The sequence below is a fragment of the Calothrix anomala FACHB-343 genome (assembly GCF_014696435.1).
In the GTDB taxonomy this organism is placed as follows: domain Bacteria; phylum Cyanobacteriota; class Cyanobacteriia; order Cyanobacteriales; family Nostocaceae; genus Aulosira; species Aulosira anomala_A.
On the sequence record NZ_JACJQG010000003.1, the window covers coordinates 37,988 to 59,008 of the forward strand.

Genomic DNA, 21,021 nt, shown 5'->3' on the forward strand with positions numbered 1-21,021 from the left:
CCAAACTGTTTGATGATTAAGCATTATTTCATCATAACGTTTTCTTCTCTTTCTATGGCACCCAGAGCCTTAAGCGTGTCTTTTTGACAAATTGTTAAACCATTAATATTTTTAATATTCATCCCTTCATATGGTCTATCAATTCTGATAGTCTTGATACATTCACCTGTTTCAATATCCCAAAGCTTCATCGTTTCGTCTTCGCTACTACTAACTAAAACAGAACTATTGGGGCTAAAACATATTGAACGTACTGCTTTGAGATGTCCTGAAAATGTTTTGATCGGCGAACCTGTATGCATATCCCATAATTTCACAGTCCGATCGTCACTACCGCTAGCTAAAATTTTGCCATCTGGACTAAAAGCAATTGTTCTTACTCTATATGTATGACCTGACAAAGTTTGTAGACATTGCTTTGTATTCACATCCCACAATCTTATAGTTTGGTCTCCACTAGCGCTAGCAATAATTTCTGCATTTTCAGCGAAAGCAACAGCTAATACCCAATCACTATGTCCCGAAAATGTTTGTAGACACATTCCTGTATTTACATCCCAAAGTTTGACAGTATTATCGTGGCTACCACTGGCTAAAAACTTACCGCAAGGACTGAAATTAACGGTTTTGACTTCACCAATATGTTCTGTTAATGTCAACAAACATTCTCCTGTATACCAATCCCAAAGCTTTACTGTTTGATCGCGGCTAGCACTCGCCAAAATCTGTATATCTGGACTAAAGCTAATAGAATGTACCCAGCTATCATGTCCCCAAAGTGTTTGTAAGCAATCTCCTGTATTTACATCCCAAAGTTTAATAGTTGTGTCATCGCTGCTAGTTGCCAAAATCGGTCTTTGTCGCTGCTTTTCTCTGTCTGCAGATGAGACTATAATTCTGTTGATTGCAAAATCATTTAGGTGTTTGCCAGCAAAGGTAACTGATGAGACTAAATTAGTATGACCTTTTAAAGTCCGCAGGCATTTTCCTGTATTTACATCCCACAATCTTACATATTGGTCTTGGCTGCTACAAGCCAACATTTGACCATCAGGGCTAAAAGTAACAGATAATATCCAATTAATGTAGCCATGCACTGTTCTCAAACATTTTCCTGAGTTGATATCCCATAATCTGATAGTTTGATTTTCATTGATACTGAGCAAAGTTTGATTATCGGGATGAAGTGCTACTAACCAAATACGTGAAGCAGGGCGATCGCCTGTGGATAAATCTCCATCTTCAGACAAGGTTTGCAGACATTTACCTGTAGCAACATCCCATACTTTCACAGTTGTATCTTCACTCCCGGTTACCAAGGTTTTACCATCAGAGCTAAAAGCAACTGTCCAGACATGACTTTGATAATCTGGTATTGTGCTGATACAATCACCACTGACTAAATCCCAAAATTTGACAGTTGTGCGATCGCTTCCTGTAGCTAAAGTTTGTCCGTCTGGACTCAGTGCGATCGCTAATACCCAGTTAATTGGAATTTTCAGAACTCGCAAACATTCACCCGTGAGAACATCCCATACCCTAACAGTTTGGTCTTCACTTCCAGACACTAAGGTTTCCCCATTAGCTGTAAAAGCAATAAAAATCACCCGATTGCTATGTCCTGATAAAGTTTGTAGACATTCTCCAGTGTCAATACGCCACAACTTTACTATTTGATCTTTACCACCACTAGCTAAAATGTTGCCATCGGGACTAAAAGCTAAAGATTGTACCCAGCTTGTATGACCTCGCAAAGTTTTGAGACATTGACCAGTATGTATATTCCACAATCTTACTGTTTGGTCATTACTACCACTAGCTAAAATGTTACCATCGGGGCTAAAAGCTAGAGATTGTACCCAACTTGTATGACCCATATATGTGACAATTTGTTTGATATTTGTCACAGACCACAAGCAAATTTCATGGTCAATGCTTGTTGCTAATAATTTACCGTCTGGACTAAAAGTTGCTGATAGCACACCCCCTAAAGTTCGACTTAAAGCAGACTTACTCAAATCTGCATTGCTAAAGTTAACTCCAGGTAAGCTCATATCTTGTAAATAAGCTTGCCAAACTGTTAAGTTAGAAAAATCATAGCCACTCAAATTAATTTGCAGCTGCCATAGTAAATTGAGAATATTGCCAGCTGCATATCCTGGTTTGCGCTGAACGCCAGATTTCAAGTTAGATAAAATCCTGTTCAAAGCAACCTGCACATTTTCTAAACTGCCAAACAGATTTACTAATTTATCTGCAATTGGTTTAAGGATCAGCCTAACCTGTGAATTTCGCACATAATCTTTAGCTTCAGCTTTGATCAAAGCCAATTTATCAAATAACTCTATCTCTCCCGTGTGAATTTCTTGACAAATTTGCTGAATTAAGCAGTCAATCACATACTCCATGACTACTGGTTGTTGCGTAAAATAACCAGCATTTTTATCAATTAGCGATCGCAATTGTAGAGATTCTAAATTTTCTAATAAATCTTTAAATGAAACCTGGGGAATAATATCTTCCTGTAAATCTTTCCAGGATACCCATTCTCGATTAATTGCCAGCCAATACATCACCTGTTGTTCTAAAGTAGACAATCGATGAAACTGCTGGTCAAGTAAATCAGAAATATCACCAAATACAATAGTTCCCTGCTCTAAAAACAAGTCAATATTATCATCGAATATCTCATGAATCGTAGTTGCAACAATTTTTAATGCCAAAGGATTACCTGCATATAGAGCAACTAGCGATTGACATTCATCTCTAGAAATACCCAAGCCTTTCTCAGCAAAAATTTTTTCAGATTCTTCTCCTGATAAACCAGATAAATTTAGTGAGCGAATTGGAGAATTAATACCTTCCTTAATTCTAATACATCTAGGTTTTTCTCTACTAGTTAACAATAGGCAGCTTTGATGCTCAGTTTCACCGATAGTTCTAAATAATTGTCCGTATCCTTCATAACCTTGACGATACGATCCCGCAGGGCGATCGCTAGATAAAATCGACTCTACATTATCTAAAATTAACAAGCAACGCTGGGCACGTAAATATTCAATTAAAGCAGAAATTTTACTATCTAAGTTTTCATTGCAAACAATTTCTTGATGTGATAAAAACTTAATGAAGTCGTTAACAATCTCATGAATTGGTGGTGCATTACGTAGACTGCGCCAAATTAAATATTGAAATTCGGTTTGCAAAAGCTGTCCTAATTTGACAGACAAAGCTGTTTTCCCAATCCCACCCAAACCAATTAAACTAATAAGTCGGCAACGATGGTCAATAATCCATTGTTTTAACGTAGCTAATTCTTCTGTACGTCCATAGAACAGAGAGACATCAATTGCTTCTCCCCAGTTCTGGTAATTATGAGTTATTTCTCTAGTTTGTCTATCTGAATCTACATTCTGTAATCGATTGTCAACATCCAAATCAGCGATTTCTCTCCACGAAAGCGCTAACTTTCGACAAAGTTCTTCAAATGTTAAATAGTCAACTGGTTTACCTGTAAGGAAGTTGCTAACTGTAGCTAAAGCCAACCCTACATCAATAGCCAAAGCTTTTTGACTAGGAAAACCATTGCGCCTGACTGCTGATTTTACTTTTTCAATGAACTCTGGGCGAACCCTGAGTGACCTAGCCATGACTCGTTTAAATACGACTCTATAAATTTTAACAGTAATGGTTTCCAAGTCAGCTAATCACGAAAAAATCTCACAACCAAACATGAAAATCTCTCTCCCCTAGCCCCTAAGCCATATTTTCAAGACAGTCAATCACGCAAAAATCTCACAACCAAATATGAAAATTTCTCTTTCCTCACACCTAGCCTCTAGCCCCTAGCCTAAGCGCCCCTATTTTCAAAATCAGTCACAAGTCAGATATAAGTCAGTAATTCTCAGGCGATAAACCAGTATGCGCCAGGTTTTGATAGATTTATCAGGTTGAACACCAGGATAAGTAAGCATTATCCATCACTATTGCTGAAAACACACCTTAAGTTTAAGGGGTCGTCAGTAATGAAATATAGCAACTTGATAAATATATAGAAATATTAGGAGATAAATAAAATGACCGATATTTTAATCAATGATACCAACTTTGAGACCCAAACATTATTAATGAGATGCTTAGAAAATGCAGGCTTTGAGATAATTAATATTGAAAATGGTATTGTTAAGGTTGGTATTTTCCAAAATAAAACTTCTCAAAAACATAACGCTCATATCACAAATTATCAAAAATCTATATTTCCTAATATTGCTCGACTCAATGAAGTGTTTGAGTTTATTGAATTAAATTATCATCAAAATATTAGTCTCAAAGAAGTAGCGCAAGCAGTTGGTTATTCATCAGCTTATTTAACAGATTTAGTCAGAAAATTGACAGGAAAGACAGTTAATAACTGGATTATTGAACGCCGGATAATTCAAGCAAGTAACTTACTTTTAGAAACCAATTATTCTGTGGAAGAGATTGCTTTACAAGTAGGTTATCAAAATATTAATCATTTCTACTGCCAGTTTCGTGACTACTATAAAAATACTCCCCGTGCTTGGAGAGAAAACCATCGTCGCCAAGTATCTTAAAAGCCAATACCCTTCAGTTAGCGCCAAAAACCTGAAAATGTGTAGATTCTGTAGGGTGCGTTATCACGTAGACACGAAGTGGCTTCCCGAAGGGTAGTGTAACGCACCGCATTCTCATTTTTGCTTCGGCGCTTGGCGAAAACACAACGCCAGTTTACACAACGATGGAAACCTGCAACGCACTGACTCACCTATATATATTTCAAAAATCAAATATGAATTTGATATCTAAAAATAATCAACTATCATCTCATCAACAGCTAAAAATAATTAATTATCAAATAAATCATCAACAACTATTCTAGTATTAACAACAAACAAAAGGATTAACTGACAATGGTCACTCATAAATCAAAAGCTGAAGCCTTAGCCGAATATTATGCAGAAAATGGCTGGAGAACCCAACCTTTGACAATTACATATTTAGAAGATGCAGATCCAAATACTTGGGAAGCGAAACCTAATCAACCAGATGCTTGGAATGATGTGAGAATTCTTTGGCAACCTAAAGAAGGTAAAGTTATTGTTAGTTGTTCTGCTACTACAGAGCCGGGAATTAAGGCTGTAAACAATCCGATGAATTCTAATGGTACTTTTAGAATTGGCTTAGATACTCTCTTCAAAGATGCTTGGGAAGTAGGTAAACATATTACAAAATCTTCTAATCAATTAGCTCTTGTTCAGTGTGGTGAGGTTTTAGGTTATAGAGACGCTAACAAAGATCATATCAGAACTGGAGATAAAACCTATGCAGGTAGTGATTTTGGTATTAACCAACATACAACTGGAAATAGTGCAGATTCACCCGCACCTGATACAGTTGGTGCTTGGAGCTATGGTTGTTTAGTTGGTAAGCATCCATCTACACATTACAATCTCTTTATGCCTGCTTGTCAGGAAAGTGGACAAACAAAATTTGATACTGTAGTTATTGATGCTTCAAAATTTCAAAAATGGTTACAGAGCAAAGACTACAGCCTCTAACCAAATGAAAAATTTATTGATAAAGCAAAATTCAATCATTAATTTTGTTTGTTATTAATCCTTTAACGTGAATTCGATAAAACCTCATCCACTCAGTCTCACTCTCCTCACAGGAAGAGTAACGAAAAATGAAAAATTAGTCTTTTCTCTACCTTGTACTCAAATTCAAGAGATTAAGGAGATGAGGTCAAAATCTGGGAGCATCCCAAATGTGCAAAAACGCCCTCACCCTATAAGGGTGGGGCTAGAAATACGAAGCCTGCCTACCCTTCGGGAACGTCTTCGACGAACGCAGGCTATCAAACTTTTAGTCTGCGAAGGCAGGCTTTGTTGGTATAGCAATACCCTTCTAGGGTATTGCGTCAAAATTGGGATGCTCCCCAAAATCTTTTGCATCGAACTCACGTTATTTGCTCAATAAATAATATATGCAATCAAATTCATAGGTCATAATGAACAGCAAGAATCAAAATGAGAAAATTGATCGAACTGTAGCTAAGAGCATATTTGCAAGTAGGACATTCTGGGGTGCCGTATTAGCAGGAGTAGCATCATTAGTTCCAATTGCTGTAAAGGGTATTAAGGCTAATAAAATCACTGTTGATGATGTTGGACAAGCAGTATTAGTACTATGTGGTGTAGGAACAGCAATTGTTGGGCGTGTAAATGTTCAGTCACAAGTTTACACTCCTGATATTCTGCCCGGGCCAAATAAATCAGATTATGAAAATAAATAAAATCGGCAAAATTTAGAATCTGCAAAATTATTAATGATTATAGCAGTAAGTTACCTAAAATTTACTGCTACTATTTTTTGTGCATTTTTCTGAAAAGTATTTATTTTGGGTTTGAATAGCCTGAATAATTAATTTGAAAAATATTTAATTACTTTTAAATAAATCAAAAAATAATTAATTACCAATCAAATTTATATCAAATAATATCAATCAGAGGAAATAAAAATTTAGCTGATTGCTGAAAAAAAATGCCTTCAATCTCACATTACTGACAAATTAAGGAAATTAAATTATGGGTACTGGCGATCAAGTCATTGTATATGATGACTCGCAATATGGTGGATTTGCCCAAACTTTAGCAGCAGGAAATTACGACTGGGGTCAAATTCATAATGATACGATTAGCTCGTTGAAAGTTCCACCAGGAATGCAAGTGACGCTATATAGCAATACTCGCTTTCAAGGGAGGAGTAAAACTTTTACTCAAGATACGCCTTATGTCGGTGATGATTTTAACGATCAAACTTCTTCTATCAAAGTTGAATTAATAAATTCAAATAACCAGGTTATTGTCTACGATGACTCACAATATCGCGGATTTGCTCAGACTTTAAATGTTGGTAGTTATTATGATTGGGGTCAGATTCACAATGATACTATTAGTTCGCTGAAAGTTCCTCCAGGAATCAAAGTGACCCTTTACAGCGATACTAACTTTCAAGGGAGGAGTAAAACTTTTACTGAAGATACGCCTTATGTGGGTGATGATTTTAACGATCTGACTTCTTCGATTAAAGTTGAAAATGATAATTCTTCTAATGTTGTTAGCCAAATGCTTAATTTGGTAAATCAAGAACGGAGTGCAGCAGGTTTAACACCACTCACACTAAATTCTCAATTGACGACAGCCGCCCAAGCACATAGTCAAGATATGGCAGACCATAACTTTATGGGGCACAATGGTTCAGATGGCTCGTCTCCATTCGACCGAATAAAACGAGAGGGTTATTATTTTTCAACTGCCGCAGAAAATGTTGCCGCAGGTCAATCTACCCCTGAAGATGCAATGTCAAGTTGGATGAATGAAACGCCACCTAATGATGGACACAGGCAAAATATTCTGAATCCCAATTATCGTGAAATTGGCATTGGTTATGCCTATAGTAACGCAACTCAGTACAAACACTACTGGACTCAAGATTTTGCTACCAGATGATAAACTTCTCTATCAAATATCACCGTCTAAAACAGACATTTTCTACAAAGACGGACTGATATAAAAAGGGGAATTTAGGCGTATCTAAACTAATTTGATCCATCGCTAAAGACTTTTCAAATATCCTCTAAGAAGCGATCGCACTATATCGTAGTACAAAATCAATTGTTTGTACTACGATATTGCCATTTTCTCTCTTCAGATTTTTGGTCGAAAATTATTTTCCCTAATTTTTTTACATCTAAAAATTATTAATGTTGAACTAACATAGTAAAGAAAAATTTTTAATTACCAAGCATATTGAATAAAAATAATATGTATACATAGAAAGACAAGAGAACAAACAAATATGTCTTCTAACTTAATTCTTGGAAAGGACGATAACGGTAAAACTGTTGAGTTGTCGGTTGGTCAAAGTTTTCTCATCCAACTAAACGAAAACCCAACAACTGGTTATCAATGGGAAGTGAGCAAAATAGATGCGGACTTCGTCAAACTCACAGAAGACCAATATATCCAAAATATTGATTCTGAAACAGGAGGAGGAGGCATCAGGAATTTTAAATTCACAGCCAACTCAACTGGTGAATACCAAATTCAATTGGTACATCAATGTTCTTGGAGAAGAGATGAGTCATCTATTACTTATTTCAAAATTAAGTTACGAATTTGTTAGTTCAATTGTCAATTATTACTAAAGGATAAATTACCCATGACTAATCATGAATTTCTGCAAAATCTGCATATTTCGTTACAATCTACAAACGCCGGTTGGGAAGCAGGCGTCAATCGTATCACCCAGCTTTCAGACATAGAAAAAACATATCTGTGCGGTTTAGTTCCCGGGCCGGGTGAGCCATCGTTGGTAGAGCGAGAACGTCTTGCAAAGAGTCAACCTCAGACTCGAGGACTAGCAGCAGCATTCCCTTCTTCCTTTGACTGGCGCGATGTTAACGGAAAGAACTTCGTTACCTCAATCAAAGACCAAGGACAATGTGGTTCTTGCGTTGCTTTCGCAACCGTCGCAACAGTTGAATCTGCTGCACGTATATTCAAAAATATTCCTGTTAATTCTTCTAATGATTTTGTATTTGAGGATTTATCGGAAGCACAACTGTTTTATTGTTACGGTGGTAGCCAAGGCAGGAATTGTGGTAGCGGTTGGTGGAATGCGGCCGCGTTAAATTTTTGTAGAGATCAAGGTCTAGTTCCACAATCTAGTTTTCCATATACTGCGGGAGATCAAGGATGTAACTTAAATGGAAATTGGCAAGATAAAATCACTCAGGTATCTAGTTATCACGAAATTACATCCATTGATGAGATGAAAGCTTGGCTTTCTTCTCAAGGCCCTTTGTCTACTGGCCTGACGATTTACGAAGATTTTTACCACTATACCAATGGGGTTTACAAGCATGTTAGCGGTAACCACATTGGTGGACATGCTGTAGCCTGTATTGGTTATAACGATAGCCTTGGCGCTTGGCTGTGCAAAAATAGCTGGGGAACTGGCTGGGGAATGGATGGATACTTCTGGATTGGTTATGGGGAATGTGGAATTGACGCGAGTATGTTCGCTGTTGATGGCTTTTCTAGAGTCTATCTTTCTCAAACTACATCATCAGTGACGATTTACGAACATGCCAACTTTCAAGGAAACAGTTTTAACCTACCAGTTGGTCAATATGACTGGGGTCAACTCGGTCTCGATAACGATAGTTTGAGTTCATTGAAAGTACCTCAGGGAATGAAAGTTACTCTTTACGAACACGTTAATTTTAGTGGACGAAGCAAAACTTTCACCGAAGATACATCTTATGTGGGTGACGACTTTAACGACACCACATCCTCGATTCTTGTGGAAATGTAAACTCGATGGCAGTTAGTTTTGGTATGGTGTTTCCACTTACAGGATAATCCTCCATCTGCTGTTGAAAAAAGTTCCGCTTATAGTTAACAGGACTTACGGACAAGTGACGGAAAATTGAACCACAGAGTTTTGGAGATTTTTCGCGTAAGTCCTCGTTAATGAAAAACTCCACCCCCTTGGGGGTGGAGTTTTTGGGTATGGGGAATTGGGTTATAGGTATTCTCAAATCTCTTGTGCTAATGCTATTCCAAGATGTGCTTAAACGGTCAATGCTCTCAGCTTAAAAATTTTTAATATAAATTCTCATCAAATCGTTCTAATGTAACGTTTTAATGGCCTAATTTAGCCATTGATAAATCGAAACTCTGGTAGTAGACCTTTTAAAGTTGAGAAATTTAGCATGAGTAGCAATTTAGCAAGCAAGTTGCGTGTAGGTACTAAAAAAGCCCATACGATGGCAGAAAATGTTGGTTTTGTCAAGTGCTTTTTAAAAGGAGTGGTGGAGAAAAACTCATACCGCAAGCTAGTTGGTAATTTCTATTTCATCTACTCAGCTATGGAAGAGGAAATGGAAAAGCACCAGAACCATCCGATTGTTAGCAAAATTAAATTTATCGAACTCAACCGGAAGCAAACCTTAGAGGAAGACCTGAGTTACTACTACGGTTTTAACTGGCGGGAACAAGTACAGCTATCTCCAGCCGGGGAAGCTTACGTACAACGCATCAGAGAAATCTCTGCTACAGAACCAGAATTATTAATCGCCCATTCTTACACCCGTTACTTAGGCGATTTATCTGGCGGTCAAATCCTCAAAGGTATTGCCCAAACAGCAATGAACCTGACTGAAGGTGGTACTGCATTTTATGAATTTGCAGATATTACTGACGAAAAGGCATTTAAAGCTAAGTATCGTCAAGCTTTAGATGAATTACCCATCGATGAAGCTACAGCCGATCGCATTGTGGAAGAAGCCAACGCTGCTTTTGGCATGAACATGAAGATGTTCAAAGAATTAGAAGGTAATTTAATCAAAGCTATTGGTATCATGCTTTACAACAGCTTAACCAGAAAGCGCAGCCGTGGCAGCACCGAACTGGCTACTGCTGAGTAATAATTTTTTGTCAAATCAATTTGGATAAATTCTCGGGGCAATTTCCCTGGGGTCACCTGAGTCAATGAGGCGATCGCAAGGAAGTTGCCCTAAATTTTATTTGGTCATTTGTCATTTGTCATTTGTCAATAGTCAGTTGTCCTCCTTGTCTCCCTTGTCCCCCTTGTCCCTCCGAAGTTCTGATCGCCGGAAGCCGGCGCTCAGACTTCTCTCCTTGTCTCCCCTGCACCCTGCCCCCTGCCCCTCTGCCCTCTTCCCTTGTCCTCTTTCATACATCTTTGTCCGGATTTCCAATCAACGGGGGGATGGGGGAAAATGCACTTAGAGGCCAAGTATGGCTTTTGGGCAAAATTCGCGTTAAACAATGGCTACAAAAATTCCTGTCACAGTGATCACAGGCTTCTTAGGTAGTGGTAAAACTAGCCTAATTCGCCACCTGCTACAAAACAACCAAGGACGCCGGATTGCGGTTTTAGTTAATGAATTTGGCGAACTGGGTATTGATGGCGAATTGCTGAAATCCTGTCAAATTTGTCCCGAAGATAGTCAGGATGGCAGTAATATCTTTGAGTTAACTAATGGCTGTTTGTGCTGCACCGTACAAGAAGAGTTTTATCCGACGATGCAAGAGTTACTCAAGCGGCGCGATCGCATTGACTCGATTATCATTGAAACTTCTGGGTTAGCTTTACCTAAACCTTTAATTAAGGCTTTCCGTTGGCAAGAAATTCGCACTGGTGCAACGGTAGATGCGGTAATTACCGTTGTTGATTGTGCGGCGGTAGCAGCAGGGACATTTGCTAGCAATCCTGAGGCGGTAGCAGCCCAACGGCAAGCTGATGATAGTCTAGAACATGAAACACCATTGCAAGAACTGTTTGAAGACCAACTAGCTTGTGCAGACTTGGTAGTTTTGAATAAAACTGACTTGGTGGATGCACAGACAAAAGCCCAAGTTGAGGAGTTAGTTAAACAAGAGTTACCCAGAGTGGTGAAGATTGTCGAGAGCGATCGCGGTCAACTCGATCCATCTATCTTACTCGGTTTGCAAGCGGCTGTGGAAGATAATTTAGATAGTCGTCCTAGTCATCACGACACAGAAGAAGACCACGATCACGATGACGAAATTACCTCAACTCATGTTATTTTAGATCGGGCTTTTGATCCAGAAAAGCTGCAACAACAGCTGCAACAAATAGTCAATCAACAAGAGATTTATCGGATTAAAGGTTTTGTGGTTGTCCCCAATAAACCTATGCGTTTAGTTATGCAAGGTGTAGGCACCCGCTTTGATAAATTTTACGATCGCCCTTGGCAACCAGAAGAAGCTAGGCAAACTCGTTTAGTTTTTATCGGTCGCGATTTGAAATCTGCAGAGATAGAATCTCAACTTGTAGCTTTATAAGCGAGTCATTTGGCGAATCTCAAATCTGATTTTAGCAGAATTTATTAATAATGTTAAAATCAGATTTTCATCTTTAATGTAAAATCTAAAATCTAAAATTGGGTGAAGAAATTTTTGCATAATACCGATTTTTTATGAGGCTGCATAAAATTCGATACCCCCTAACCCCCCTTAAAAAAGGGGGAAAAGAATCAAAGTCCACGGCAGTTGCTTCAAGTCGGGAAACCCGCCCAACGCACTGCCTCCCCTTAAACAGGGGGATTTAGGGGTATCTAGATATATGCAACTTCAGATTAAATTGGTATAAACTAATTTTAAAATGATGCTCGATGTTATCTTTATATAGATTAGACAAAAAATATTGCCTTCTGCTATTGCCCCTAGTTTTAGCGGGTTTTTTAATACATTTTAAATTCTGGCTCACACCTGCTGATGCTTTAAAAAATCAGGATATTTACTTTATTTGGTTGGAAGGCAAGCGGATTATTAGTGGAGAAAACCCTTATGCCAGAGTTTTGTTAGGTGACATGAGGAACAATGATAAATATGCAACTTACTTTCCACTTGCTTACCTTTTCTCTGCGTTAGTTCAAAAGCTTGGGTTTCTAGAGTTTCGGGATTGGTTATATTTTTGGCGACCTATTTCTTTTAGCTTTCATATTGGTATAGTTGCTTTAATATTGAGATATTTCCAGATCCGAGGTTTATGGATAATTGGCTTTGTAGCCTCTACAATAATCTTATTAGGGCGCTGGAGTATATATATAGTCAGGGTTCACCACCTGGAATTTGCAGCCATCTTTTTTTTAATATTATCTTTAGTTCTATTGAAAGAGAAAACTAAATTTTCTTTGCTAATGTTTAGTATATCTTTGGGAATTAAGCAGATTGCAATATTTTTGCTACCTTTGTATCTTATATATATCTGGAAAAATGCAGCTAAAAATAGACGAATTAAACATATAATCTGGGGATTTTTGATTATTTTCAGCATTCCTTTTTTAACATCATTACCTTTTCTGATTTGGGATGCTGAAGCTTTCTTCAAATCTATCTTGTTTTCAGGAACAAGGTTAGCGAGTTCGCATATAACAGATGCACCCTCAGTTGATGTGATTTTTTCTCAAAAATACCCGTGGATTGTAGGATTAAGAGCCAAGTTACTCATGCTATTTCTGATGGGAATGATTTACCTAAGTTTCCTGAAAGAAAAGGTGAGCATGTTTGTATCTTCTACAATAACCATGATGATATTTTTGTATTTTAATTCAGTACTGTTTTTACAATATTTCTTGTGGTCTCTATGTATTATTCCCTTTGCATTGGTTGAGTTGATACCTTTATCTTCTCAGCAAAATAAGGATAGACCGAACTTTTGACTTCAGAACATCTTACAAATCAAAAAAATCAAATCCATGAACGTCACGCAATTATTTAACGTTGCCAATCTTTTTGTATTACCCTTTTGGGCTTTGATGATTCTCCTACCTAATTGGAAAGTCACTCGCCGAGTGATGGAATCATATATACCCTTTTTACCTTTAGCTGGAGCTTATGTATATTTGTTCGTTACCAGCATTACCCCAGAAAATGCCCAAGCTTTATCTAATCCTCAGTTAGCTGATATTGCCAAATTTTTTGCTGATGAAACAGCCGCCGCTACTGGTTGGATTCATTTTCTAGTGATGGATTTATTTGTTGGGCGTTGGATATATTGGCAAGGACAAACTACAGGTATTTGGACGATTCATTCTCTGATACTGTGTTTATTTGCCGGGCCTATGGGTGTTTTATCCCATATTTTGACTTCCTGGATAACTAAAGCATTTTCTTCTAATGAAAAGTCAGATGCAATAGTCCAAGATAAAGCTATTTCATAGAGCAATAGTTAATCATTGGGTAATAGATTATTTTCCGATTTATTACCCATTTTTAGCTAATACCAATTCAAGATGAAGATACATATAATTTAGCCTGCGAAGGCAGGCTTTGTTTGTTTAGAGAGCGTTAATGTGGTAAAACCTATCTATAATTAGCATCTAACCAACAACGGGGAAGACTTTCTCCTGAAGGAAAAACTAACTCATCTTTTCTGAAGATATCTGTTTCTTGTTCTTCTTGACCTTCTTGGTCTTTACCGTGAACGGTATCTTTATTGGGATCGATCAATTCTTCAAAATCGACAATTTTAATTAAACCATTGGTATCTTTGGTTTGTAAAAACATATAATTCACCTCTTTGTAATTTGAATTTGTAATTCGTAATGCGTCGTTTAGGGTTTTGAGAGAATTGGTCAGAATTTAATGTTTAAATATCGCCAATTATGCCTGAAAATTGGCAAATAGGGAATTTAAGCCTTACCAGATTGTTCCACTATTTTTCTTAACCGCATATATGCCTCTTCTGGTGTTAAAGGTTCTGATTGTGTTTCGTTAGGAATGTAATATTCCCTGCTATCAGGAAAATAACGCACTACAAAACTAGGAATCAAACCTAAGGCCAAAGCTTTTTTACCTAGATTCTCGGCTGTTTCGGCTAGGCTAGATTCATCGTGAAACTGATATGTATTCATGTCCTCCACCTCTGCTAAGAGGATGCTGCAAAAGTCACTAGGGACACTGAAAGTAGAGATGTTACAACTCGCGTTGGAATTTTTCGAGAATATCGACTAAACTTACCTGACATTGCAGGGGTAGTAAATCGATTAAGGGAATTTCTTTCCTTCCACCACCAATTTTTACAGGAATTGCAGCTAATACGGCGATAACTCTGTCTTCATTCACCGTATTGGAAGTAATTAAGGGATATAGCTGTTCGGCGACAACGGTATGCAATTTGGCATTAGATAAATAAAGATGCCACTTAGCAATGTCTATGTAAACATTTTCCCCTATTTCGGCTGCTAGGGCTTCTAGCATTTCTGTGGTGTTAGTCTTAGCCATAAAAATCACCCCATATCAACGAAAAGCGCTAACTCTCAGGTTCTTTATTATTATCGCTCAATTGGCTGGGCTAACTCTACAGTCACAGGTTACATCGCCCTAGCATTTATGGTCTATATTTAGGTAGATTTGGGTGGGGTATCGGAATAATTGGCGATCGCGCTGATATAAAGAAAATGGACTAACAAAATCACCAGCCAACTGACTGATACCCAAGGTAGCCATTCCCAGTTAGTTGCTTTGAGATTGTGGAAAAACCATAGTCCGGAGTTTATCGTCGCCGCGATCGCTACATGAACAGCAAAGTTCATTCTGTCATCTATTTTGCGGTAAGCTGGGTCTTGGCGATCGGGTTTGGTAGGCCAACGAGGAGGCATAAATTTTTGTTACATAATTCAACATACCCTAATTATTCTAAGATTGTTGGGTATGAATTAACTACAACACTATCAAATACTATTAAAGCCAGCCAATTCTCATAAATTTTTTATTAGTTAGTCATTTGGGAAATTTGCTCCCAGCAGTTAGCGATTTCCCTGATAAATGGGAATTTCGATGACAAACTCAGTACCCTGTTCTGGGAAAGAATTACAGTACAGCTTACCACCGTGATTGCCGACAATTATTTGATAACTAATAGATAAGCCTAAACCAGTACCTTTACCTACGGGTTTGGTAGTAAAAAAGGGGTCGAATAACTTCGCTTTTACTGTTTCATCCATGCCGTAACCATTATCATGAATATGAATAGAGACGGCTTTGTCTGCTAAAACTTGGGTAACAATAGAAATTTGGGGATTTGTTTTTGCAGCTAATTGATGGCTAGTTGATGCTTCTAACGCATCGATGGCATTTGCCAAAATATTCATGAATACCTGATTTAATTGTCCTGGATAACATTCCACCTTGGGTAACTGGCTGTAGTCTTTAATGATTTCGATACCAGCAAAGCCAGGTTTAGCGTTAAGACGGCTTTGGAGAATGAGTAGCGTACTTTCAATCCCCTCATGTACATCTACTATTTTCAACTTAGCTTCATCCAGACGCGAGAAGTTGCGTAGAGATTGGACAATTCCCCGGATACGTTCTGTACCTGTTTTCATTGAACCTATCAGCTTGGGAAGGTCTTCCTGGATAAATTCTAGGTCGATTTCTGCTACTTTGTGGTTAGTTTCTGGATTATCTGAATATTTTTGGCGATAAATGTCGATTAATTGCAACAAATTTTGCGTATAATCCTCAATATGACTGAGATTACCGTGAATAAAGCTAACTGGATTGTTAATTTCGTGGGCTACACCTGCAACTAGCTGTCCCAAACTCGACATTTTTTCCGCTTGTACAATCCGCGTTTGCGCTTGTTGCAAATCTTGCATAGCTTTCTCTAAATCTTGCGCTTGCTGTCGTAGTTGTGCTTCTGACTCTAGTAAAGCCGCTTCAACTTGTTTGCGCTGTGCTATTTCCTGTTCCAGTTGCTGATAAGCTTCTACTCTGGTAGCTGCTGCTTGAATTGTCTGCGCCAGGAATTTGATTTCATTATTAGGCAAACCGCTAGGCATGACAAAATAGTCAATACTGGGACTGTTGGTGACGGCTTTATTCAACCGTTGCAAGGGATGTAAAACTAAGCGCTGAATCATCATTGTCATCAACATCAAAATTGCTGACATGCCAACGACTAGGGTAATGGTAGAAGTAGAGAAAGTTTGCCAAGCTTGCTGTTGTAATTCTTTCACATCGAGAATAGCGATCGCTAATCCGCGTCGATTTTCTTTAGCAAATAATGTGCTGCTAAAGGGCAAAATTTCCACTAATACCGGTCTACCATCTATTTGCGTGCGAAAACTCCTGTCTATACCTGTTTGTGCAGCCTGTTGTAAAATTTGCGCCCATTGTGGATAAATGTCTGCATAGGGGCGATTTTTTGCTTGCGCGCCACTCCGAGCCAGGGTTTGTCCGTCGGGACTGACAATGGCGACTTCAACCACCGATGGCATTGTGGCATAATTTTGGACGATGCGTTTAATAATGCTCGTATTTCCCAGTTCGATTAATCCTTCTGTAGAAAATGCCACCCCTTGGGTGATGGTTTGGGCACGTTGTTCTTGCTTATATCTTAGTTGTGACTTAATCAACAAGTGGTTAAATCCCAATGTAGTTAAGCCAACCGTAATCAGAGAAATACCAAAACCTATCAATAGTTGCTGCGATAAGCGATTTTTAGCTGGCTGGCTCATGATTTCCATCCCGCCATTGCTTCATTGACAAGTTCGGTATTAATCTCTACATCTTGGCGAATAACTCGTCCGTGACGCGGATCTGCTTGTAGTAGTTGTATAATTTCTTTTTTTGCAGCATTGAGACGACTATCTGCGGCGAACATCCGCCGATTTAAAGTTATATCGCCTTTTTTTAATCCTGCATAATCAGCCGCAAAAGACTCAGTACTTTGTCCTAATGTTTGCGCAACAGTGTCAAACACCTTTTTCGGCTGGGTTTCTACAGCTTGCATGACATCAAACCATGCTAAAAGAAATTGCTTGAATTCGGCTTTTTTCGCTTTCACCGTTCTGTCGCTAGACATCAAAATATCAATTACTAGACTGTCTAGTTGCTTAGTAGTATGAATGATATTTCCCTTGATTTTTTTCGCCGTTTCCCCTAGCATTGGTTCCCATAACACCGCCGCATCAATGGCACCTGTTTTAATTTTTTCGGCGGCTACCTCATTGGAGTAATCGATAATTTTCACCTCAGCAGGTTTGATTTTATGGGCTTTTAAAGCTTCTAATAAAATCAAATGGTTGACAGTACCTAACTTTGCACCTACCTGTTTACCGCGTAAATCTGCTACAGATTTTATTGCTGGTTTGGCAACAATTCCATCTGCACCAGCAGAAATATTGGTTGTCATTAATACTGCTGGTTTATCGTTACCTGGATCGACTTGCATCGCATCCCAAAAAGACACAAACGCCGCATCTAATCCGCCACGAATCACGGCTCGACTAGAATCTTGCTGGTTATCAAATTGTACCAACTCCACTGCTAATCCCCGTTGCTTGAAGATGCCTGCGGGTTGGGCATAGCGTACAATATCAAAGCCTACCCAGCTGGTAATTCCGATCCGCAGTGGCTGGAGAGATTGATTTTGCCCAAAACTACAAGCATTAGCGATTAATATCACACAAAGAGCGATCGCAGACAAATAGAAAAATCTAGCCTTGATACCTAATCTCAATTTTCGCAGGCACCAGATTGTCCATCTGTAAATAATTTGCGGAATTTTCATATAATACCCATATTTTTTTGGGAAAGGTATACTTACAACCAATGATTCCCAAAAAATTAATTGGTATAACTCAATAGGTTTGGGTTGAGAATATTTCTTGAAAAAGTAAAAATTCCTAGTAATCGCTGTCTGTCGTCAGGCTTGCAAATCTAGCAATTCTAAATTATTCACCGAATTATAGATTTTAGATTTTAAATTTTGGATTGAAGATTCAAAATTTAAAATCTCATCTCGTATGTTCGCCTAGCATTCCCGTAGGGTAGCCCCCGAATTTATTCGGGGAATAAATCTAAAATCCACCCATCCAAAATTGATTCACAAATACTAGGACTTACGCACCGAACACAAAAACCCTCACAAGGGTGGTCAAAAGTCAACAGTCAATGGTCAAAATTCAGGTTTTTGGACTATTGACTATTGACCATTGACCATTGACAAAAAGCATGAAAAATATCTGACACTGCGTAAGTCCTAAAATACCTATCTCCCTTGTCCTCTTTGTCCTATCTGTCTTCCTTGTCGCTTTTGTTCGCAGATTCAATAGGATTAATATATATTCAAAAGGGCACGCATTAGCGTACCCCTACTTTCATATTCTGTTGGTAAATTGGGATAATTTTGGGATTGATTGTGAATATAGGTAATTTTAATTGTGAGAAATATTACTAATAGAAAAATTTGCATAGGCAGATTCTACTATTGTTAATAATTCTGTAATGTCATAGGGTTTATTAACAAAATGAACAATACCTAACGATGAAGCTAATTCCTCTATATGTCCATAAGCTGTAGCTAAAACAACTGCTAAATTAATACCTTGGGCTTGCATTTGCTGATAAACTTCGGCTCCGGTTAATTCTGGCATCCGGTTGTCTAAAATTAATAAATCAGGGCGATCGTTAACTATTGTTGCTAAAGCTTCTTTACCATCCCGTGCTTCTTTGACTTCCCAGCCTTCATCTTCCAGTAAAAAAGCCAGCATCTTTCGACTGTCATCGTCATCGTCTGCAATCAGCACCTTACGCTTCACTGAAATATTTCTGCTCATAACTTATAATTAGCTAGTGGTAGAGAAAAAGTGTACTTGCCTGATTCTAATTGGTCAAGATTTAATCTGTCATTTGGGATAAAACTGACTTGCACAAATCCAGAATCTAGTATATTCACGACTACTTTGACTCTACCGGCTTTGCCGACAATCTCAAATATCTGTAAAAAATAGCGAAAAAGCTGACGCAATAGGCTACGCGAATCTGCTAAAACGTGAATTGGTTCTTCTTGCCAATATGTGATAACTTCTAGTTTGCGAATTGAGATTTCCGTTGAGAGTAAATCCACTAAATCGCGAATGCTATCTGTGAGGCACATAGGTTGAACTGTACCTAGTTCTAATGATGCTAAACTCTGCCAAACTTCTGCCCGACGGCGAAAAATTTGAATTGAGTTGTCAGCTTGTTGCAAAATTTGCATGGCATAATCTAAGCGATTGTTGGCTACCATCCGCGAGCCAATTTCCATTTTTAAGCGTGCTGCTTGATGCGCTTGAATAATATCTTGACGCAGTTCTTCTATGGGTTGGTAGTCTTCATGATGAGCTGTCAAAATCCGGCGTACATCTTGTTCTAATTTAGCGACAACAAATTCAGCTTCAATACCATGACTAGCGCATTTCAAGATTTCTTTGAGGCGTTGTCCAGCATCAGCACGCCGTAGAGAGATACTAAATACGCCAATAATTTCTTGTTTGTCGTTTCTCAGAGGAATTCCTTGACAGGTAAAGGAATGAAACCCCTCGATAAAATGCTCGGCGGCGACGATTTCTATATAATCTGCTGCTGCTAAGGATGTACCAATTCCATTAGCTCCGGCTACACTTTCCGAAAGTAGGGAACCTGGGCCGGGGAAAGGTTCTGGCCCATGTACAGTCTGCTCATCGCCTACCACATCTAAGACAATGGCGTTGCGATCGCCTAACATAACTGCATGACGCTCAGATCCGGCGGCTTGGGATAAAATTCTAAAATAGGGACGAGCTGCCTTAATTAAAGCACTATTTTGCCCTACTAATCTTTCTGTATCGATAATTGAAAGTTTTTCCGCTTGTAGGGCGTAGGGGTTAGATCCTTGGAGGTGCGATCGCTCCCATGCATGATAAATTGGCGATCGCAACAGATTTACAGGAATTGCACCAGTAGATTTATATATTCGTCCTGCTTCAAAAGCATTGTTTGTTAGAGAGGACATAGCTTTGCGCTCAATTTATGGTAATCAGTTTAATCTCAAAAATGCTGTCTTGGGTTCAATATTGACAGGTTGCTAGGAAAGTTTTCATTAAACTATTATTTAAATTTCATTGCAAAAAGCACAGTTACTATTTTCATTAACTTGCTTGAAAAAAGTTTATTGATACGGGAAATTATCCCTAATAAATTTACATACATCAACCAATTGGCTGAGTTTAAATATTGATGATACAAAAATGATTCTGCATTTTGGTAGAGGGAGTTACAAGATGTAATTGTGAATATGGAATTGCACTTTATCAGTAGATAAAAATGGCTAAGGCAAACCCAATTTCTGTACAAAAATACTTGAAGGGTATTGACTATCCCGCCACCACCGAAGAATTAATTCAACACGCACAAGAGCAAGGCGCTGATGAAGATGTGCTATCCATCTTAGAAGAATTACCCGAAGATGAAGAATTTGATAGCCCCACCGATCTCAGCGCAGCTCTAGGCGATTTAGAATAACCTATCCTGCATTTTGTTTGGGACTTCCAGAAAATAAATTATCCCATTTTCATAGTGGCAAATTATTTCTCCTCTGCTTCCTCTGCCTCCTCTGCATACACAGCGATGGAAT

20 protein-coding genes are annotated in these 21,021 nt (G+C 38.4%); 11 read left to right on the forward strand and 9 right to left on the reverse strand.

Annotated elements, in window-relative coordinates; genetic code table 11:
- Nucleotides 1–23: 23 nt before the first annotated feature.
- Nucleotides 24–3,650: a WD40 domain-containing protein gene (locus H6G08_RS01970; RefSeq protein WP_190538628.1), complete on the reverse strand. Its 3,627-nt coding sequence runs from the start codon at nucleotides 3,648–3,650 to the stop codon at nucleotides 24–26.
- A 426-nt stretch (nucleotides 3,651–4,076) separates the two neighbouring features.
- On the opposite strand from H6G08_RS01970, the gene H6G08_RS01975 reads away from it, so the two are divergent.
- From H6G08_RS01975 to H6G08_RS02020, 10 genes are all read left to right on the forward strand, one after another.
- Nucleotides 4,077–4,595, forward strand: coding sequence for a helix-turn-helix domain-containing protein (locus H6G08_RS01975; RefSeq protein ID WP_190538629.1), 519 nt, complete (start codon nucleotides 4,077–4,079; stop codon nucleotides 4,593–4,595).
- A gap of 336 nt (nucleotides 4,596–4,931) precedes the next feature.
- Entirely contained in the window at nucleotides 4,932–5,579 is a 648-nt protein-coding gene (locus tag H6G08_RS01980) for a hypothetical protein (RefSeq protein ID WP_190538630.1), read from the forward strand.
- A gap of 452 nt (nucleotides 5,580–6,031) precedes the next feature.
- Entirely contained in the window at nucleotides 6,032–6,316 is a 285-nt protein-coding gene (locus H6G08_RS01985) for a hypothetical protein (RefSeq protein ID WP_190538631.1), read from the forward strand.
- A gap of 292 nt (nucleotides 6,317–6,608) precedes the next feature.
- Nucleotides 6,609–7,532 carry a CAP domain-containing protein gene (locus H6G08_RS01990; RefSeq protein WP_190538632.1) on the forward strand — a complete coding sequence of 308 codons (924 nt, stop codon included), beginning with the start codon at nucleotides 6,609–6,611 and terminating at the stop codon, nucleotides 7,530–7,532.
- Nucleotides 7,533–7,881: 349 nt separating this feature from the next.
- Complete coding sequence (locus H6G08_RS01995) at nucleotides 7,882–8,208, forward strand: protease inhibitor I42 family protein (protein ID WP_190538633.1); 327 nt, start codon at nucleotides 7,882–7,884, stop codon at nucleotides 8,206–8,208.
- Between the two features lie 36 nt (nucleotides 8,209–8,244).
- A complete protein-coding gene (locus H6G08_RS02000; RefSeq protein WP_190538634.1) occupies nucleotides 8,245–9,402 on the forward strand; it encodes a C1 family peptidase in 1,158 nt (385 codons plus the stop codon).
- 400 nt (nucleotides 9,403–9,802) lie between these two features.
- Nucleotides 9,803–10,516 carry a biliverdin-producing heme oxygenase gene (locus H6G08_RS02005; protein ID WP_190538635.1) on the forward strand — a complete coding sequence of 238 codons (714 nt, stop codon included), beginning with the start codon at nucleotides 9,803–9,805 and terminating at the stop codon, nucleotides 10,514–10,516.
- A gap of 364 nt (nucleotides 10,517–10,880) precedes the next feature.
- Nucleotides 10,881–11,921: a cobalamin biosynthesis protein CobW gene (cobW, locus tag H6G08_RS02010; protein ID WP_190538636.1), complete on the forward strand. Its 1,041-nt coding sequence runs from the start codon at nucleotides 10,881–10,883 to the stop codon at nucleotides 11,919–11,921.
- Between the two features lie 329 nt (nucleotides 11,922–12,250).
- Nucleotides 12,251–13,300 (forward strand): putative hexosyltransferase, encoded by a 1,050-nt coding sequence (locus H6G08_RS02015; protein ID WP_190538637.1) that lies wholly within the window; start codon nucleotides 12,251–12,253, stop codon nucleotides 13,298–13,300.
- 36 nt (nucleotides 13,301–13,336) lie between these two features.
- On the forward strand, nucleotides 13,337–13,801 hold the full coding sequence (locus H6G08_RS02020) for an ABA4-like family protein (protein ID WP_190538638.1): 465 nt from the start codon (nucleotides 13,337–13,339) through the stop codon (nucleotides 13,799–13,801).
- A 142-nt stretch (nucleotides 13,802–13,943) separates the two neighbouring features.
- Here H6G08_RS02020 and H6G08_RS02025 read toward each other — a convergent pair whose 3' ends face one another.
- The 8 genes from H6G08_RS02025 to H6G08_RS02060 all read right to left on the reverse strand — a co-directional run bounded on the left by H6G08_RS02025 (nucleotide 13,944) and on the right by H6G08_RS02060 (nucleotide 20,400).
- Entirely contained in the window at nucleotides 13,944–14,147 is a 204-nt protein-coding gene (locus H6G08_RS02025; protein WP_190538639.1) for an acetyltransferase, read from the reverse strand.
- A 125-nt stretch (nucleotides 14,148–14,272) separates the two neighbouring features.
- Nucleotides 14,273–14,494, reverse strand: a complete 222-nt coding sequence (locus tag H6G08_RS02030; RefSeq protein ID WP_190538640.1) for a hypothetical protein — start codon at nucleotides 14,492–14,494, stop codon at nucleotides 14,273–14,275.
- A 61-nt stretch (nucleotides 14,495–14,555) separates the two neighbouring features.
- Nucleotides 14,556–14,864: a DUF3181 family protein gene (locus H6G08_RS02035; RefSeq protein WP_096644197.1), complete on the reverse strand. Its 309-nt coding sequence runs from the start codon at nucleotides 14,862–14,864 to the stop codon at nucleotides 14,556–14,558.
- A gap of 119 nt (nucleotides 14,865–14,983) precedes the next feature.
- Nucleotides 14,984–15,241: a 2TM domain-containing protein gene (locus H6G08_RS02040; protein WP_190538641.1), complete on the reverse strand. Its 258-nt coding sequence runs from the start codon at nucleotides 15,239–15,241 to the stop codon at nucleotides 14,984–14,986.
- Nucleotides 15,242–15,388: 147 nt separating this feature from the next.
- Complete coding sequence (locus tag H6G08_RS02045; RefSeq protein ID WP_190538642.1) at nucleotides 15,389–17,101, reverse strand: sensor histidine kinase; 1,713 nt, start codon at nucleotides 17,099–17,101, stop codon at nucleotides 15,389–15,391.
- The gene (locus H6G08_RS02050; RefSeq protein ID WP_190538643.1) at nucleotides 17,098–18,156 is read right to left on the reverse strand and encodes an ABC transporter substrate-binding protein; all 1,059 of its coding nucleotides are present in this window, start codon (nucleotides 18,154–18,156) and stop codon (nucleotides 17,098–17,100) included. Before H6G08_RS02050 ends, H6G08_RS02045 begins: the two co-directional genes overlap by 4 nt.
- Nucleotides 18,157–18,802: 646 nt before the next feature.
- Nucleotides 18,803–19,204 (reverse strand): response regulator, encoded by a 402-nt coding sequence (locus tag H6G08_RS02055; protein ID WP_190538644.1) that lies wholly within the window; start codon nucleotides 19,202–19,204, stop codon nucleotides 18,803–18,805.
- The gene (locus H6G08_RS02060; protein ID WP_190538645.1) at nucleotides 19,201–20,400 is read right to left on the reverse strand and encodes a GAF domain-containing protein; all 1,200 of its coding nucleotides are present in this window, start codon (nucleotides 20,398–20,400) and stop codon (nucleotides 19,201–19,203) included. Before H6G08_RS02060 ends, H6G08_RS02055 begins: the two co-directional genes overlap by 4 nt.
- A 311-nt stretch (nucleotides 20,401–20,711) precedes the next feature.
- Between H6G08_RS02060 and H6G08_RS02065 the strand changes: the two genes are divergently transcribed.
- Nucleotides 20,712–20,909, forward strand: coding sequence for a DUF2795 domain-containing protein (locus tag H6G08_RS02065; protein WP_190538646.1), 198 nt, complete (start codon nucleotides 20,712–20,714; stop codon nucleotides 20,907–20,909).
- The last annotated feature ends 112 nt before the right edge of the window (nucleotides 20,910–21,021 follow it).

What these genes read in the sequence shown, in the direction of transcription:
- H6G08_RS01970 (WP_190538628.1), bottom strand. Translation starts at nt 3,650, where the DNA reads ATGGCTAGGTCACTCAGGGTTCGCCCAGAGTTCATTGAAAAAGTAAAA.
- H6G08_RS01975 (WP_190538629.1), top strand. Translation starts at nt 4,077, where the DNA reads ATGACCGATATTTTAATCAATGATACCAACTTTGAGACCCAAACATTA.
- H6G08_RS01980 (WP_190538630.1), top strand. Translation starts at nt 4,932, where the DNA reads ATGGTCACTCATAAATCAAAAGCTGAAGCCTTAGCCGAATATTATGCA.
- H6G08_RS01985 (WP_190538631.1), top strand. Translation starts at nt 6,032, where the DNA reads ATGAACAGCAAGAATCAAAATGAGAAAATTGATCGAACTGTAGCTAAG.
- H6G08_RS01990 (WP_190538632.1), top strand. Translation starts at nt 6,609, where the DNA reads ATGGGTACTGGCGATCAAGTCATTGTATATGATGACTCGCAATATGGT.
- H6G08_RS01995 (WP_190538633.1), top strand. Translation starts at nt 7,882, where the DNA reads ATGTCTTCTAACTTAATTCTTGGAAAGGACGATAACGGTAAAACTGTT.
- H6G08_RS02000 (WP_190538634.1), top strand. Translation starts at nt 8,245, where the DNA reads ATGACTAATCATGAATTTCTGCAAAATCTGCATATTTCGTTACAATCT.
- H6G08_RS02005 (WP_190538635.1), top strand. Translation starts at nt 9,803, where the DNA reads ATGAGTAGCAATTTAGCAAGCAAGTTGCGTGTAGGTACTAAAAAAGCC.
- cobW (WP_190538636.1), top strand. Translation starts at nt 10,881, where the DNA reads ATGGCTACAAAAATTCCTGTCACAGTGATCACAGGCTTCTTAGGTAGT.
- H6G08_RS02015 (WP_190538637.1), top strand. Translation starts at nt 12,251, where the DNA reads ATGTTATCTTTATATAGATTAGACAAAAAATATTGCCTTCTGCTATTG.
- H6G08_RS02020 (WP_190538638.1), top strand. Translation starts at nt 13,337, where the DNA reads ATGAACGTCACGCAATTATTTAACGTTGCCAATCTTTTTGTATTACCC.
- H6G08_RS02025 (WP_190538639.1), bottom strand. Translation starts at nt 14,147, where the DNA reads ATGTTTTTACAAACCAAAGATACCAATGGTTTAATTAAAATTGTCGAT.
- H6G08_RS02030 (WP_190538640.1), bottom strand. Translation starts at nt 14,494, where the DNA reads ATGAATACATATCAGTTTCACGATGAATCTAGCCTAGCCGAAACAGCC.
- H6G08_RS02035 (WP_096644197.1), bottom strand. Translation starts at nt 14,864, where the DNA reads ATGGCTAAGACTAACACCACAGAAATGCTAGAAGCCCTAGCAGCCGAA.
- H6G08_RS02040 (WP_190538641.1), bottom strand. Translation starts at nt 15,241, where the DNA reads ATGCCTCCTCGTTGGCCTACCAAACCCGATCGCCAAGACCCAGCTTAC.
- H6G08_RS02045 (WP_190538642.1), bottom strand. Translation starts at nt 17,101, where the DNA reads ATGAGCCAGCCAGCTAAAAATCGCTTATCGCAGCAACTATTGATAGGT.
- H6G08_RS02050 (WP_190538643.1), bottom strand. Translation starts at nt 18,156, where the DNA reads ATGAAAATTCCGCAAATTATTTACAGATGGACAATCTGGTGCCTGCGA.
- H6G08_RS02055 (WP_190538644.1), bottom strand. Translation starts at nt 19,204, where the DNA reads ATGAGCAGAAATATTTCAGTGAAGCGTAAGGTGCTGATTGCAGACGAT.
- H6G08_RS02060 (WP_190538645.1), bottom strand. Translation starts at nt 20,400, where the DNA reads ATGTCCTCTCTAACAAACAATGCTTTTGAAGCAGGACGAATATATAAA.
- H6G08_RS02065 (WP_190538646.1), top strand. Translation starts at nt 20,712, where the DNA reads ATGGCTAAGGCAAACCCAATTTCTGTACAAAAATACTTGAAGGGTATT.